Below are 14,345 nucleotides of genomic sequence, written 5' to 3' on the forward strand. Positions count from 1 at the left end.
GACTTAGTGAGCTAGAACGTCATTCCGAGCCCCGCGAGGAATCTCGCGTACTGACGTTGCAATGGTAGTTAATACTCATGCAACATCAGCACGCGAGATGCTTCGCTTACGCTCGGCATGACAGAGGTTCACAGCTAGTTGCGCTCAGCAATAAAGGCCTGATTTTCCTTAAACCAAGCCAGGGTTTTCTGCAGGCCTTCCCGGATGCGGATCTGGGGGTCGTAGCCGAGCAAATTTTTAGCCTTGCTGATGTCGGCCAACGAGTCGCGGATGTCGCCGGCGCGGTCGGGGCCGTACTCGGGCGTGATGTCGGAGCCGGCTTCGTCCTTGAGGATGTTGAACAGGTCGTTGAGCGAGGTACGGTCGGCTACGGCTACGTTATACACCTGGTTTACCGCTTCCGGGTTCGGAGCCAGCGCCGCCTTGATGTTGGCCTGCACGCAGTTTTCCACGAAAGTAAAGTCGCGGGTCTGCCCACCGTCGCCGTTCATGCGCGGGGGCTTGCCCTGCAACACGGCATCGATGAAGAGCGGAATAACGGCCGCGTAAGCGCCGTTCGGATCCTGACGGGGGCCGAAGATGTTGAAGTAGCGCAGCCCGATGATTTCCATGCCGTAGGTTTTGCCAAACACGTCGGCGTACAGCTCGTTGGCGTATTTGGTCACGGCGTAGGGCGACAGGGGCTTGCCAATCCGGTCTTCCACCTTGGGCAGAGCCTTATGGTCACCGTAGGTCGAGGAGGAAGCCGCGTACACGAAGCGCTTCACCCCGGCTTCCTTGGCGCCCACGAGCATGTTCACGAAACCGCCCACGTTCACGTCGTTGGAGGTAATCGGGTCGTTGATGGAGCGGGGCACCGAGCCCAAAGCGGCCTGGTGCAGCACCACGTCGACACCCACGCAGGCGTCGATGCAGGTTTGCCGGTCCCGGATGTCACCTTCGATTACTTCCAGCGCGGGGTTACCGGCAAACAGATTCAGGTTCTTGCGGAAGCCGTTGGAGAAGTTGTCGAGCACGCGCACCTTTTTGGCACCGTACTTCAGCAGGTATTCAACCAGGTTGGAGCCGATAAAGCCCGCCCCGCCCGTCACCAGAAAGGTCAGGTTGTCGAGCGGCTGGTCGTGAAAAGGGGTTTCGTACATTTTTAATGTGCTAATGTGCCAATGTGAGAAATGTGGAAATGAACTGCTGCTTTAGCCGGTTTGACCTTAGCACATCAGCACATTTCCACATCAGCACATTAATTATCGGTTGTACTGCTGCTGGTAGTATTGCTGGTAGGCGCCGCTGGTTACGTGCTCCAGCCACTCGGTGTTTTCCAGGTACCAGTCTACGGTCTGGGCCAGGCCCTGCTCGAACGTTACCGACGGCTTCCAGCCCAGCTCGTTCATGATTTTGCTCGAGTCGATGGCGTAACGCAGGTCGTGGCCGGCGCGGTCCGTCACGTAGGTGATGAGCTTGCGCGAGGTGCCTTTTTCGCGGCCGGTTTTCTCGTCGAGCACGTCGCAGAGCAGGTTGATGAGCTCAATGTTCTGCCACTCGTTCACGCCGCCGATGTTGTAGGTTTCGCCCACTACGCCCTTGTGGAAAACGGCGTCGATGGCGGTGGCGTGGTCTTTCACGAACAGCCAGTCGCGCACGTTTTCGCCTTTGCCGTACACCGGCACGGGCTGCCCGTGCTGAATGCGGTGAATAGCCAGCGGAATCAGCTTCTCGGGGAAGTGGTTGGGGCCGTAGTTGTTCGAGCAGTTGCTGAGCTTCACCGGCATGTGGTAGGTGTGGTACCAGGCCCGCACGAAATGGTCGGACGCTGCTTTCGAAGCCGAATAAGGCGAGCGGGGGTCGTAGGGCGTGTCCTCGGTGAACATCTCGGGGCCCATTTCCAGGGAGCCGTACACCTCGTCGGTGCTCACGTGGTAGAAGGTTTTGCCTTCGTAGCCCGAGGCTTTCCACAGGTTTTTGGCCGCGTTCAGCAGGTGCACCGTGCCCAGCACGTTGGTTTTCACAAACGCCAGCGGGTCGGTGATGCTGCGGTCCACGTGCGACTCGGCCGCGAGGTGAATCACGGCGTCGGGCTCCTCGGTGGCGAAAAGCTGGTCTACGAAAGCCTGGTCGGTAATGTCGCCCTTCACCAAGCGGTAGTTGGGCTCATTCTCGATGTCGCGCAGGTTTTCCAGGTTGCCGGCGTAGGTCAAGGCATCCAGGTTCAGAATCTGATACTCGGGATACTTCGTGACGAACAGGCGCACCACGTGCGACCCAATGAAGCCGGCCCCGCCGGTGATGATGATTTTCATGATCGGTGATTTAGTGATTTAGTGATTTAGTGAGTTGACCATTAGTGATTTAGGAGATGAATACGCCATTGAACTGCAAACTCACTAAATCACTAAGTCACTAACTCACAGCGTCTGTTGCCACTTCCAGGAGCTGGCCAAGGCCTCGTCCAGGGTGGTGGTGGTTTTGAAGCCCAGCTCCTGCGTGGCCTTAGTTACGTCGGCGTAGATGGCCGGCACGTCACCCACCCGGGGCGGCCCGATGACGTAGTTCAGCTTCTGGCCCGTAGCCCGCTCGAAAGCGTGGACGACTTCCAGCACGCTGTTGCCGCGGCCGGTGCCCACGTTGAAGGTTTCCACGGCTTCACCCTTGGCCTCGAGTAGGCGCTGCACGGCTACCACGTGGGCCTTAGCCAGGTCCACCACGTGCACGTAGTCGCGGATGTTGGTACCGTCGGGCGTGTCGTAGGTGTCGCCGTAAATGGTCAGCTTCTCCCGAATGCCGGCCGCCGTCTGGGTAATAAACGGCACCAGGTTGTTGGGTACGCCCAACGGCAGCTCGCCGATGCGGGCCGAGGCGTGGGCCCCAATCGGGTTGAAGTAGCGCAGCAGAATCGTGCGAATAGCACCCTCCGACACCGAAGCCACGTCGTTGAGGATATCCTCGCAGATTTTCTTGGTATTGCCGTAGGGCGAAGTAGCCGGCTTGGTCGGCGTCTGCTCAGTCACGGGCAGCTGGTCCGGAATGCCGTACACGGTGCACGACGAGGAGAAGACCACGTTGCTCACGCCGTAGTCGGGCATCACCTTGAGTAGGGTAATGAGCGAGCCAACGTTGTTCTGGTAGTATTTCAGCGGCTGCTGCACCGACTCGCCCACGGCCTTGTAGGCCGCGAAGTGAATGACGCCGCGAATATCCGCCTCTTGGTCGAAGACGCCGCGCAGGGCCGCCTCGTCGCCGCAGTCGATGTTGTAGCAGGGCACGGCCACGCCCAGGATGTCCTTGATGCCGTCGAGCACCGACTCCCGGGAGTTGCTGAAATTATCAATGATAATGGGCTGGTAACCGGCCTCAAACAGCTCAACCACCGCGTGGGAGCCAATGTAGCCCGCCCCGCCCGTCACGACGATCTTCGTTCTTTCCATTTTAGTCAATGGGTGAATGAGTGAGTTGGTGAATGAGTGAAGTGGCCGATAAGTGAACGGTCCGCTTGGTGCCAGATGGCATACGAACTACTTCACTCATTCACCAACTCACTCATTCACCGCTACAAGCTCCAGTACTGAATAGTGTTCATCTTGCCGCGGTAGAGGCCTTTGATGTCGACCAGCACGGGGTTTTCGGCGGTAATCGACTGGAAGTAAGCCTCGTCGTGGGCCAGGTAGGGCTTGTGGCTCACGGCCACGATTACCGCGTCGTAGTCCTTGCGGATGTCGGTTTCGGGGGTCAGGCGGAAGCCGTACTCGTGGTGCAGCTCGTCGGAGTCGGCGTGGGGGTCCACGATGTCCACATTCACGGAGAAGTTCTTGAGCTCCTGAATCACGTCGGCCACCTTGGAGTTGCGGATGTCCTCCACGTTTTCCTTAAAGGTCGCGCCCATCACCAGCACCCGGCTCTTGGCCACGTCCTTGCCCTGCTTAATCATCATCTGCACCGCCTTGCGGGCGATGTAGGCGCCCATGTTGTCGTTGGTGGTCCGGCCGCTCAAAATGACTTTGGCGTCGTAGCCCAGCTCCTTGGCCTTGTAGGTCAGGTAGTAGGGGTCTACGCCGATGCAGTGGCCGCCCACCAGACCGGGCGAGAATTTCAGGAAGTTCCACTTGGTGCCGGCCGCTTCCAGCACTTCGTAGGTGTTGATGCTCATGCGGTCAAAAATCATCGACAGCTCGTTCATCAGGGCAATGTTGACGTCGCGCTGGGTGTTTTCGATGATCTTGGCGGCTTCGGCCACCTTGATGCTGCTGGCCCGGTGCACACCGGCCGTAATGACCAGCTCGTAGACCTTGGCAATGGTTTCCAGCGACTCGGCGTCGCAGCCGCTCACCACTTTCACGATGCGGGCCAGGGTGTGCTCCTTGTCGCCGGGGTTGATGCGCTCGGGCGAGTAGCCCACTTTGAAGTCGCCGTTGGCGAAGCTCAGACCCGAGTGCTTTTCCATCACCGGAATGCAGTCTTCCTCGGTGCAGCCGGGGTACACGGTGCTTTCAAACACCACGTAGTCGCCTTTCTTGAGCACTTTGCCCACACTGCTCGACGCGCCCAGCAGGGGCTTCAAATCGGGCATGGCGTGCTCGTCGATGGGCGTCGGCACGGCCACGATAAAGAAATTGGCTTCCCGCAGCACGTCCAGCGAATCGGTGAACGTAATGTCGCAGCCTTCGAAGTCTTTGGCCTCCAGCTCACCGCTGGGGTCAATGTTGTTGCGCATCAGGTCGACGCGGGCGGCATTGATATCGAAGCCGATAACGCTGAGCTTGCGGGCAAATTCGAGGGCGATGGGCAGGCCCACGTAGCCGAGGCCAATGACGGCCAGTTTGGTCTGTTTCTGGAGGAGTTGCTCGTACACGTTGCGAAATTCAGAGTTAGCGGATGCTAATACGGGAAACCTGATGATTGGTAAGCAAATATTCTTCGCCGCTTTCGGGGCAGGTGGCGTGGCCGGCGGCGTCGAACTGCAGGCGGTGCCCAAAGGCGCTCATCCAGCCGTGCTGCCGGGCCGGATTGCCATACACCAGCGCGTAGGGCTTCACGTCCTTAGTCACGACCGAGCCGGCGCCCACGAAGGCGTACTCACCCAGCCGCACGCCGCACACGATGGTGCTGTTGGCCCCGATGCTGACGCCTTTTTCCAGCACCGTGAGCTGGTACTGGCCGCGGCGCACCACGGCGCTGCGCGGGTTGCGCACGTTGGTAAACACCACCGAGGGACCCAAAAACACGTCGTCGGCGCACTCGACGCCGGTGTAAAGGCTCACGTTGTTCTGCACCTTCACGTTGCGGCCCAGCTTCACGCCATCAGCTACCATTACGTTTTGGCCGATGCTGCACGCCTCGCCCAGCTCGCAGCCGGGCATCAGGTGGGCAAAGTGCCAGATGCGGCACCCGGCTCCAATGCGGCAGCCTTCGTCGAGGACGGCGGTAGGGTGCGCAAAGTAGGCGGGGGCATCCGTCACGGGAGGAGAAGATTGGAATCGGGTCAGCAGTTTTTGAGCCCGCAAAGGTAGGGCTTTTCGAAGGTTTGTCCGTTAAGAAGCCGAGAAGTTTAGCCGCCAGCCTCTTGCACGCGGTTTGGTAGTGAGAACTTTACCGGTTTTTGGTGGCCCGCACCATCCGGTCTTTGCCAAAAATGTCCTGCTGGGGCTCAACCGTAGCGTAGCCCTGCCCTCGCAGCAAGGTCACCAGTTCGGCCGCGTACTGCTCGTTGATTTCGAAGTAGAGGCCCCCACCCGGCCGCAGCCAGCGCTGGCCCAGCGCCCCAATGCGGCGGTAAAACAGCAGCGGGTCGTGGTCGGGCACGAACAGAGCCGTGGCGGGCTCGAAGTCCAGCACGTTGCGCCGCATCAGGGGCCGCTCGTTTTCCAGCACGTAGGGTGGGTTGCTCACCAGCACCGTCACCGAGCCGTCCGTAATTTCGGCGGGCTCCTGGGTTAGAATATCAGCCAGCACAAACTCCACCGGGCTCTGGTAGCGGGCGGCATTGCGGCGGGCCACTGCCAGGGCGGCGGCCGAAATATCCACGCCCACCGTGCGCCGGGGCCGCAGGGCTTGCGCTAAAGCAATAGGAATACAGCCGCTGCCGGTGCCGATGTCGACGATGGTCAGGTCGGGCTGCCCCTGCTGCTCCTGAATAATCAGCGCCACCAGCTCCTCGGTTTCGGGCCTTGGAATAAGCGTGGCGGGCGTGACTTCCAGCTCCAGGCCGGCAAAGTAGGCCACGCCCAGCACGTACTGCACCGGCTCGTGGCGCAGCAGCCGGGCCTGCAGCGGCGGCACCAGCGCCAGTACTTCGGCGGGCACTTCCTCGGCGGCCCGCATCCGGCGCTGCAAGGGCGAAAGGTGCAGCAGATGGTCGACCACCAGGCCCGCAATGCTGTCGGCTTCCGGGGCCGGATACAGAGGAGTTAGCGCGGCGGCCAGGCCGGTGGTGAGTTGGCGAATCGTGGGCATAATAGAGAGGTAGCGCGAACTTTGCAGCCCGCGTGGCTGAACGCGAATCGTGAAGGGGCACGAACCACAACCGAAGGTCGGCGTAGCCAAAGTTCGCGCTACGGAGCACTGATCGACAAACCACCGCAGTGCGTACCTTCGGCACCTGCAAAGCTACGCTCTAACCCACCATGACCGACTTTGACACTTTAATGATGCGCCGCGCGCTGGACCTGGCCCGCCTGGGTACCGGCTACGCCCGCCCTAATCCGCTGGTCGGCTGCGTGGTCACGCACGAGGGCCGCGTTATCGGGGAAGGCTGGCACCGGCAGTACGGCGGCCCCCACGCCGAAGTCAACGCCCTGGCCGCGGTGGCCGACCAGCGCCTGCTGGCCCACAGCCGGGTGTACGTTACGCTGGAACCCTGCTCCCACTTCGGCAAAACCCCGCCCTGCGCCGATTTGCTCATTGCCAAGGGCGTCAAGGAAGTGGTGGTCTGCAACCTAGACCCCAACCCGCTGGTGGCCGGCCGGGGCCTGGAAAAGCTGCGGGCCGCTGGCATCCACGTCGAAACCGGCGTGCTCGAAGCCGAAGGCCGCTGGCTGAACCGTCGGTTTTTCACCTTCCAGGAAAAAAAGCGGCCCTACGTGGTGCTCAAGTGGGCCGAAACGGCCGACGGCTACCTGGCCGGCCCCTACTTTCAGCCCGTGCGCATCAGCGGGCCGCTAGCCCAGGCCGCCGTACACCAGTGGCGCACCGAGGAGCAGGCCATTCTGGTCGGCACCCGCACCGCTCTGCACGACAATCCCCGCCTCAACGCCCGCGAATGGCCCGGCCAGAACCCGATTCGGGTCGTTATCGACAAAAACCTGAGCTTGCCGCCCACCCACCACTTGTTCGATGGCCAGCAGCCCACGCTGGTGTATACCTACCGGGAGCGGGCCACCAAGGACAACCTGGGCTACATCACGCTTTCCGAGGCCGACGACCTGTTTCCGCAGCTCTTCAGCAACCTCTACCAGCGCAACGTGCAGTCGGTGCTGGTGGAGGGCGGGCCCACGGTACTCAGCTCCCTGCTGCGCGACGGGCTCTGGGATGAAATGCGGATTCTGCGCAGCCGCCAGAACTTGGGCGGCGGTATTGCCGCCCCCAGACACGGCCTCTCCGGCCTGCACGAGCAGTTCACCCTGGGCGAAGACGACGTGTTTGTGTACAGGCAGTGAGATGGTGATTTAGTGAGTTAGTGAGTTGTTATCCGAGCTGCGCGGTTCTGCGCCAGCGGAACAAAACGCACCATTTCACTATTTCACCATCTCACCGCTACTCACGAAGTCACTAAATCACTAAATCACCATTTCACCGCTCATGGCTGAAGAACTCATCCTCGATACCACGCTTACCAAAGCCGAAAAATACCGCCAGCTCCTGCCCCAGATTGAAGCTTTGACCACCGGGGAGCCCGATTTAGTGGCCAATCTGGCCAATACGGCCGCCGCCCTGCGCCAGGCGTTCGGCTTTTTCTGGGTGGGCTTCTACCTGGTCAAAAACGACGAGCTGGTGCTGGGTCCATTCCAGGGGCCCATTGCCTGCACCCGCATCCGCAAGGGCAAGGGGGTGTGCGGCGGCAGTTGGGCCCAGGCCCAAACCCTGCTCGTGCCCGACGTGGAGCAGTTTCCCGGTCACATTGCCTGCAGCTCCGAGTCGAAGTCGGAAATCGTAGTGCCCATTCTGAAAGACGGCCAGGTAGTGGCCGTGCTCGACGTGGACAGTGACCAGCTCAACGACTTCGACCACGACGACCAGGCGGCGCTGGAGCAGCTCATGCAACTGGCCGCCGGCTGGTTTTAGCAAGGGCCGTAGCGCGAACTTTGTAGTTCGCGTGCCCCGCGCCAGTCGAGTTGTTCAGGCACGCGAACTACAAAGTTCGCGCTACTAAAAAAGGCCCGCAGCACAATACTACGGGCCTTTTTGTATTCAAAAAGAGGAAAGGAAATTAGCTACCGAACAAGCCGGGCTGGGTGCTTTTGAGCTGGGCAATAACGGTCTGGCCGCCTTTCACCTTTTCCCCGATCTGCACCTTCACCTCCGTGTCGAGGGGCACGAACAAATCGACGCGGGAGCCGAACTTGATGAAGCCGAACTCCTCGCCCTGGCTTACTTCGTCGCCCTCGTTCACGTACCACACGATGCGGCGGGCCATAGCGCCGGCAATCTGGCGGAACAATACCATCGGCCCGGCTTCCGACTGCACCACGACCGTCGTCCGCTCGTTTTTGGTGCTGCTCTTCGGGTGCCAGGCCACCAGGTAGTTGCCGGGGTGGTACTTGAAGTAGCGCACGATGCCCGAAATCGGGTTGCGGGTGATATGCACGTTAATCGGCGACATGAAGATGCTGATCTGCTTGCGCATGTCGTCGAAGTACTCCGGCTCGTGCACGTCCTCGATGACCACCACTTTGCCATCGGCGGGGGCGATGAGCAGGTCTTCGTGGGTGAGCAGGTTGCGGAAGGGGCTGCGGAAAAACTGGAGCAGCAGCAGGAAGGCAATGACGGAGGCGCCGGCAAAAATCCGGTTGAAGGTGACGGCGCGGGCGTTGAACTGGAACAACAGCAGGTTGAGGGCCAGCAAAGCCAGCAACGTGAAGAAAAGTATGCGTCGTCCTTCTTTGTGAATCTTCATAAATCGCAGATTAGCGCTGAGTCGGGAGAGAAATTTCGCTGGTTCAGACGCTATTATCGGAAACAGAAGCTGGCAAAATAATATTCCCAGCTAAACCATTACGTGTCAAACTACACAAAGATAGCCCGAGCCTCCCGGCCCGGGCTATCCGAAAGCAAATATAGCCGCGGAACAGTGAAATAGCGAATGAGTGAATGAGTGAGTTTTATGTTCGATTTGCGCGGACTCGCGCCACTTGCGCAAATCGAACATAAAACTTCGCTCATTCACTCATTCACTCATTCACCGCTTAGAAGCCGCCGCGGAACTTGTAGGTCTGGGCTACTTTGTCGATGGCTACCACGTAGGCGGCGATGCGCATCGGCACGTTGTACTTCTGGCTGGTGGCGTACACTTTCTCGAAGGCATCGGTCATGATGCGCTCGGCGCGCTCAATCACCATGTCTTCGCTCCACTTGTAGCCGAGGCGGTTTTGGACCCACTCGAAGTAGGAAACCGTTACGCCGCCGGAGTTGGCCAGGATGTCGGGCACCACCATGATGCCTTTCTCGTTGATGATGGGGTCGGCGGAAGCCGAGGTCGGGCCATTGGCGCCTTCCACGATGAGCTTGGCCTTGATGTCGTGGGCGTTGTGCTCGGTAATGACGTCTTCCACGGCGGCGGGCACCAGCACGTCCACGTCGGCGAGCAGCAGCTCATCGGCGTTCATGAGGGTAGCGCCGGTGTAGCCTTCAAGGCGGCCGTTGTGCACGTTTTTGTAGGCAATGGCTTCATCGATGTTGATGCCGTTGTCGTTCCAGTAGGCGCCGCTGATGTCGGATACGCCCTTGATTTTCACGCCTTTCTCAGCCAGCAGCTTGGCGGCCCAGGAGCCCACGTTGCCGAAGCCCTGCACCACGGCCGACGACTCTTCGGGCTTCATGCCCAGCTTGCCCATGGCGGCCAGAGCGGATACCATTACGCCGCGGCCGGTGGCCTCGGTGCGGCCCAGCGAGCCACCCATTACCAGGGGCTTACCGGTCACTACGGCGGGCGAGGTAGCGCCTACCGTTTTGCTGAATTCGTCCATCAGCCAGGCCATTTCGCGGGGGCCGGTGCCCATGTCGGGAGCCGGAATGTCGCGGTCGGGGCCGAATACGTCCTTCATGGCCAGGGTGTAGCCGCGGGTCAGACGCTCGATTTCGCCGGGGCTCATGGCCGTCGGGTCGCAGATGATACCGCCTTTGGCACCGCCGTAGGGAATGTCAACCACGGCGCACTTCCACGTCATCCAGGCCGCCAGGGCCTTTACTTCGTCGATGTGCACGTTCATGTCGTAGCGGATACCGCCTTTCGAGGGGCCCAGGATGGTGTTGTGCACCACGCGGTAGCCTTCGAATACACGCACTTTGCCATTGTCCATCGTCACCGGGATGTTGACGATAACCTGCTTGTCGGGCGCTTTCAGGACGTTATACGTTGAATCGTCGAGCCCCAGGATTTCCGCCGCGATGTTGAAGCGCGACATCATTGATTCCAGGGGATTTTCACGGTCCATGATTGGAGCCGGCTCTTTGTACACCGTGGTGGCAGCCATACGGGAAGAGTGAATTGTGATGGGTGGGTAAGAAAAAAAAGGCGGGGCTCAGCGGTGGGAAGCCGGAACCGGACGCCGGATTTGAGGGCTCAAAGGTAGTAGATTATGCCATACGCAGGAAAACGCGGCGGGGTGCAGCTTTGCCGGCCCGCGCCAGCAGATTAGCGGCGGGCCAAGGCCGCTTCCCGACTGGCGAAAAGGGGGTTGTAGTACTCTCCAACCCTGTTTTTACAAGCAGCCGGCCCTTAGGAGTACTCTATAAATGACTTTCGGCATGCTAAACTTGCTTCGGCGTACTCCCCAAACGAGTTTTTACTGGCCGAATGCTGGTTGGAGTACTCTACAAATGACTTTCGGCAAGAAATATAGGATTTGTAGAGTACTATCATTGAATTTTAACCAGCAACAATAGAATAGGAGAGTCCCCCAAACCTGTTTTGGAATGCGGCATAGGCAGTAGCGCCGACTTTGTGGTTCGCACTACATCGTTCGTTAGCCGAAGAGCAGCTGCAGCACCGCCAGCACGGGCAGGATGAACAGGAAGGCGTCGAACCGGTCGAGCAGGCCGCCGTGGCCGGGCATGATGCGGCCCGAGTCCTTGACGCCCACGCTGCGCTTGAGCATGGACTCGGCCAGGTCGCCCAAGGGGCCGAAGACGGCCACGGTGCCGGCAGCTACGAGGCGGTAGGCCAGGGACAAATCGGTGAGCCAGAAGCCCAGAGCCCAGCCCATGACCAGCGTGAGCAGGAAGCCGCCGACGGCCCCTTCCCAGGTTTTACCGGGCGAGATTTTGGGAGCCAGCTTGTGCTTGCCGAAGGTTTTGCCGGCGGCGTAGGCCCCGATATCGGAGCACCAGACCAGCAAGAGCAGGGCCACGATGCGGCGGTAGTCGTAGCCGGTGCCACTGCTAAAGGCCACCACGTTGAGCAGGCTCATGGGCAGGCTCACGTAGAGCAAGCCCAGAAGGGCAACTCCGACGTTGGCGAAGGGCGAGAAATTCTGATTCTCGCGGGGCCAGGCGTACATTTCCCGTAAAATCAGAATGGTGGGCAGGAGAATAATACACCCTATCAGAAGTAGCCCCGCAGCATCGAATATGTCTCCGCCAAACATTGCGAACTGTCCACGTTGGGACAGCAATGAACTGGCTACAATACATATCGACCCGAAAATCAACAAGCTAATGCTGATACCCAAGATGGCCGCCGGCTTGTAGCCCGCCTTCTGCATCATGCGGTAAAACTCGTGCAGCATCTTGGCCTGCACGGCGGCAAAGAAAATAGCAAACGTCCAGGCGCCGTACCACACGCTGCCCAGCAGCAGCACGGCCCCGATGACGCCGAAGATGACGCGCTGGGCCAGGTTGGACATGGGCTTTTTTCCGTCGGCGCCGGGAGCAGCTTCGGGGGCAGTGGTAGCGGGCGAGGGTGAGGGCTCTGACAACGGAAATCAGGAAAATCGGGCGGGAGAAAAGACGGGGCAGCGGGCTATTCGGGGTCGGCTTCGCGACCCTTGCTGCCGAGCGTACGGGTTTCGGTGGGCTCGGTTTCGGCGGCTACCACGGCCACGCCGGCGGCGCTGAGCGTGTGCATTTCTGCGGGCTGCGTTTGCTGGCGCTGTTGCAGGAAGTAGAGGATAGCGCCGGTGAACAGCATCGAGAGCAGCACCAGGTACCAGGGCATGCTCTCGGTGGAGTCGGGGTTGAAGTCGGGGCCGTTCCACTGGCGCTGCTGCACGTAGAGGAGCAGGAGCTGGAAGGCATTCTGGGTGAAGTGCGCCACCATCGGCACCAGGATGTTGCCGCTCCACTCGTAAAGGTAGCCCAGCACCAGGCCCAGCACGAAGCGCGGCACGAAGCCCAGAAACTGCATGTGAATGGCGCTGAAAATAGCGGCGGCCAGAAACACGCCCACGTGGCGCGACTTAAACCAGTCGATGAGGTTGCGCTGGAGTACGCCCCGGAAAAACAGCTCCTCGCTGATGGCCGGCACCACCCCAATCACCAGCAGGGCCACGGCAAAGCGAGTCGGCGAGTTGAAGCGCGTCAGGAAGGCCGTCATTTCTTTCAGCTCCTCCTCCTTTTCGCGGGCCCAGCTTTCGAAGCGCGGCAGCCAGGTAAAGCCCTTCAGCGAATCGGGCACGTGGGCATTGGTGTTCCACTCAATCAGGTAGGCCATGAAGGGCAGGCTCAGGATGATGAGGGCGGCGGCGGCCACAAACCAGAGCAGCGCGACCGGGCGGCGGGGCATAAAGTACTCCAGGGCGGAGCGGCCGGTGAGCCACACCAGCCCCAGGGCCGCGCCGGCCAGCATAATAAACAGCGTAAGGCCCTGGCTGAGCATCAGTACGCCCCAGGCCTGGGGGTAGCCCTGCGGGTTCTGGGCCACGCTGCTCATCTCGACCAGCCCCACCCCGAAGAACAGATTGCTGAACACGGCGGTAAGAAAGCCGGCAACGCAGAAGGTGGCCAGCGCGAGCACCAGCAGCAGCAACAGGTTCGCAACCGGGTGCAAACGACTGGACACGAAACCTTTCATAGGGGGCAGGCGGTTACGGAAACTTGGAAGAGTCGTAAATTTGCGCAAATTCCTGTAATAGCCTTCTTCTGTGGTACACATCCGCGACCTTGCCCTGCCCGATTTTCCCTTGCTGCTCGCCCCGATGGAGGACGTCTCCGATCCGCCGTTCCGGGCCGTGTGCAAAGCCAATGGGGCCGATTTGATGTACACCGAGTTTATTTCCTCGGAAGGCCTGATCCGGGACGCGGCCAAAAGCCGCAAGAAGCTCGACGTGTTCGACTACGAGCGGCCCATCGGCATCCAGCTCTTCGGCTCCGACGTGGAAACCATGGGCGAGTGTGCCCGCATCAGCACCCTGGCCGGCCCCGATTTGATTGACATCAACTACGGCTGTCCCGTGAAGCAAGTAGCCTGCCGGGGTGCCGGGGCGGCTCTGCTGCGCGACATTCCGAAGATGGTGCAGATGACCTCGGCCGTGGTGAAAGCCACCCACCTGCCCGTGACGGTGAAAACCCGACTGGGCTGGGACGAAAACACGCTGAACGTGGAGGAAGTGGCCGAGCGGCTCCAGGACATTGGCATTGAGGCCCTCACCGTGCACGGCCGCACCCGGGTGCAGATGTACAAGGGTGACGCCGACTGGCGCCTGATTGCCAAAATCAAGGAAAACCCGCGCATCAAAATCCCGATTTTCGGCAACGGCGACATCGACTCGCCCGAAAAAGCGGTGGAGTACAAAAACCGCTACGGCGTGGACGGCGTCATGATTGGGCGCGCCAGCATCGGCTACCCCTGGATTTTTCGGGAAATCAAGCACTTCGTGGCTACCGGCGAAAAGCTGGCCCCGCCCACGGTGGAGGAGCGCGTGGCCATGTGCCGCATGCACTTCGAGAAAAGCATCGAGTGGAAAGGTGAACGGTCGGGCATTCTGGAAATGCGCCGCCATTACGCCCAGTATTTCCGCGGCCTGGAAGGCGCCAAGCAGTGGCGCATGCGCCTGGTCGACACCTACTCGGTCGAGGAGATATACGCTATCCTGGCCGAAATTTCGGCCGCCGAGCCCGTGCTGGTCGGGTAACGCCAGAGCAGTTTTTTTATCCTGTGAGTGTCATGCTGAGCGAAGTCGAAGCATCTCGCGCGCTGATGT

Annotated in this window: 13 protein-coding genes; 3 read left to right on the plus strand and 10 right to left on the minus strand. The window is 60.3% G+C overall.

Going from position 1 to position 14,345, the window contains the following annotated elements; genetic code table 11:
* Window positions 1-134 precede the first annotated feature (134 nt).
* The 6 genes from E5K00_RS21775 to prmC form a co-directional block, all read right to left on the minus strand.
* On the minus strand, window positions 135-1,142 hold the full coding sequence (locus E5K00_RS21775) for an SDR family oxidoreductase (RefSeq protein WP_135465423.1): 1,008 nt from the start codon (window positions 1,140-1,142) through the stop codon (window positions 135-137).
* 102 nt (window positions 1,143-1,244) lie between these two features.
* Window positions 1,245-2,297 carry a dTDP-glucose 4,6-dehydratase gene (gene rfbB / locus E5K00_RS21780; protein ID WP_135465424.1) on the minus strand — a complete coding sequence of 351 codons (1,053 nt, stop codon included), beginning with the start codon at window positions 2,295-2,297 and terminating at the stop codon, window positions 1,245-1,247.
* 105 nt (window positions 2,298-2,402) lie between these two features.
* Complete coding sequence (galE, locus tag E5K00_RS21785; RefSeq protein WP_135465425.1) at window positions 2,403-3,422, minus strand: UDP-glucose 4-epimerase GalE; 1,020 nt, start codon at window positions 3,420-3,422, stop codon at window positions 2,403-2,405.
* A gap of 122 nt (window positions 3,423-3,544) precedes the next feature.
* On the minus strand, window positions 3,545-4,843 hold the full coding sequence (locus E5K00_RS21790; protein WP_135465426.1) for a nucleotide sugar dehydrogenase: 1,299 nt from the start codon (window positions 4,841-4,843) through the stop codon (window positions 3,545-3,547).
* A 16-nt stretch (window positions 4,844-4,859) separates the two neighbouring features.
* Entirely contained in the window at window positions 4,860-5,450 is a 591-nt protein-coding gene (locus tag E5K00_RS21795) for an acyltransferase (protein ID WP_135465427.1), read from the minus strand.
* 130 nt (window positions 5,451-5,580) lie between these two features.
* Window positions 5,581-6,444: a peptide chain release factor N(5)-glutamine methyltransferase gene (gene prmC, locus E5K00_RS21800; RefSeq protein WP_135465428.1), complete on the minus strand. Its 864-nt coding sequence runs from the start codon at window positions 6,442-6,444 to the stop codon at window positions 5,581-5,583.
* A gap of 170 nt (window positions 6,445-6,614) precedes the next feature.
* On the opposite strand from prmC, the gene ribD reads away from it, so the two are divergent.
* Both ribD and E5K00_RS21810 read left to right on the plus strand, forming a co-directional pair.
* Complete coding sequence (gene ribD, locus E5K00_RS21805) at window positions 6,615-7,646, plus strand: bifunctional diaminohydroxyphosphoribosylaminopyrimidine deaminase/5-amino-6-(5-phosphoribosylamino)uracil reductase RibD (RefSeq protein ID WP_135465429.1); 1,032 nt, start codon at window positions 6,615-6,617, stop codon at window positions 7,644-7,646.
* Between the two features lie 142 nt (window positions 7,647-7,788).
* Window positions 7,789-8,271: a GAF domain-containing protein gene (locus E5K00_RS21810; RefSeq protein WP_135465430.1), complete on the plus strand. Its 483-nt coding sequence runs from the start codon at window positions 7,789-7,791 to the stop codon at window positions 8,269-8,271.
* A 145-nt stretch (window positions 8,272-8,416) separates the two neighbouring features.
* Here E5K00_RS21810 and E5K00_RS21815 read toward each other — a convergent pair whose 3' ends face one another.
* The 4 genes from E5K00_RS21815 to E5K00_RS21830 all read right to left on the minus strand — a co-directional run bounded on the left by E5K00_RS21815 (window position 8,417) and on the right by E5K00_RS21830 (window position 13,192).
* On the minus strand, window positions 8,417-9,103 hold the full coding sequence (locus E5K00_RS21815; protein ID WP_135465431.1) for a phosphatidylserine decarboxylase family protein: 687 nt from the start codon (window positions 9,101-9,103) through the stop codon (window positions 8,417-8,419).
* Window positions 9,104-9,392: 289 nt separating this feature from the next.
* Window positions 9,393-10,679 (minus strand): Glu/Leu/Phe/Val family dehydrogenase, encoded by a 1,287-nt coding sequence (locus E5K00_RS21820; RefSeq protein WP_135465432.1) that lies wholly within the window; start codon window positions 10,677-10,679, stop codon window positions 9,393-9,395.
* A 492-nt stretch (window positions 10,680-11,171) separates the two neighbouring features.
* Entirely contained in the window at window positions 11,172-12,122 is a 951-nt protein-coding gene (locus E5K00_RS21825; protein WP_135465433.1) for a phosphatidate cytidylyltransferase, read from the minus strand.
* A 44-nt stretch (window positions 12,123-12,166) separates the two neighbouring features.
* Window positions 12,167-13,192 (minus strand): CPBP family intramembrane glutamic endopeptidase, encoded by a 1,026-nt coding sequence (locus E5K00_RS21830; protein WP_167856996.1) that lies wholly within the window; start codon window positions 13,190-13,192, stop codon window positions 12,167-12,169.
* A gap of 94 nt (window positions 13,193-13,286) precedes the next feature.
* Here E5K00_RS21830 and dusB point away from each other — a divergent pair, with 94 nt between their 5' ends.
* On the plus strand, window positions 13,287-14,276 hold the full coding sequence (gene dusB, locus E5K00_RS21835) for a tRNA dihydrouridine synthase DusB (protein ID WP_135465435.1): 990 nt from the start codon (window positions 13,287-13,289) through the stop codon (window positions 14,274-14,276).
* Window positions 14,277-14,345: the final 69 nt, after the last annotated feature.

The sequence above is a fragment of the Hymenobacter aquaticus genome (genome assembly GCF_004765605.1).
Classification (GTDB): domain Bacteria; phylum Bacteroidota; class Bacteroidia; order Cytophagales; family Hymenobacteraceae; genus Hymenobacter; species Hymenobacter aquaticus.

Bases quoted from the DNA above. Each gene is read 5' to 3' on its own strand.
- E5K00_RS21775 (WP_135465423.1), bottom strand. From the start codon at position 1,142: ATGTACGAAACCCCTTTTCACGACCAGCCGCTCGACAACCTGACCTTT.
- rfbB (WP_135465424.1), bottom strand. From the start codon at position 2,297: ATGAAAATCATCATCACCGGCGGGGCCGGCTTCATTGGGTCGCACGTG.
- galE (WP_135465425.1), bottom strand. From the start codon at position 3,422: ATGGAAAGAACGAAGATCGTCGTGACGGGCGGGGCGGGCTACATTGGC.
- prmC (WP_135465428.1), bottom strand. From the start codon at position 6,444: ATGCCCACGATTCGCCAACTCACCACCGGCCTGGCCGCCGCGCTAACT.
- ribD (WP_135465429.1), top strand. From the start codon at position 6,615: ATGACCGACTTTGACACTTTAATGATGCGCCGCGCGCTGGACCTGGCC.
- E5K00_RS21810 (WP_135465430.1), top strand. From the start codon at position 7,789: ATGGCTGAAGAACTCATCCTCGATACCACGCTTACCAAAGCCGAAAAA.
- E5K00_RS21815 (WP_135465431.1), bottom strand. From the start codon at position 9,103: ATGAAGATTCACAAAGAAGGACGACGCATACTTTTCTTCACGTTGCTG.
- E5K00_RS21820 (WP_135465432.1), bottom strand. From the start codon at position 10,679: ATGGCTGCCACCACGGTGTACAAAGAGCCGGCTCCAATCATGGACCGT.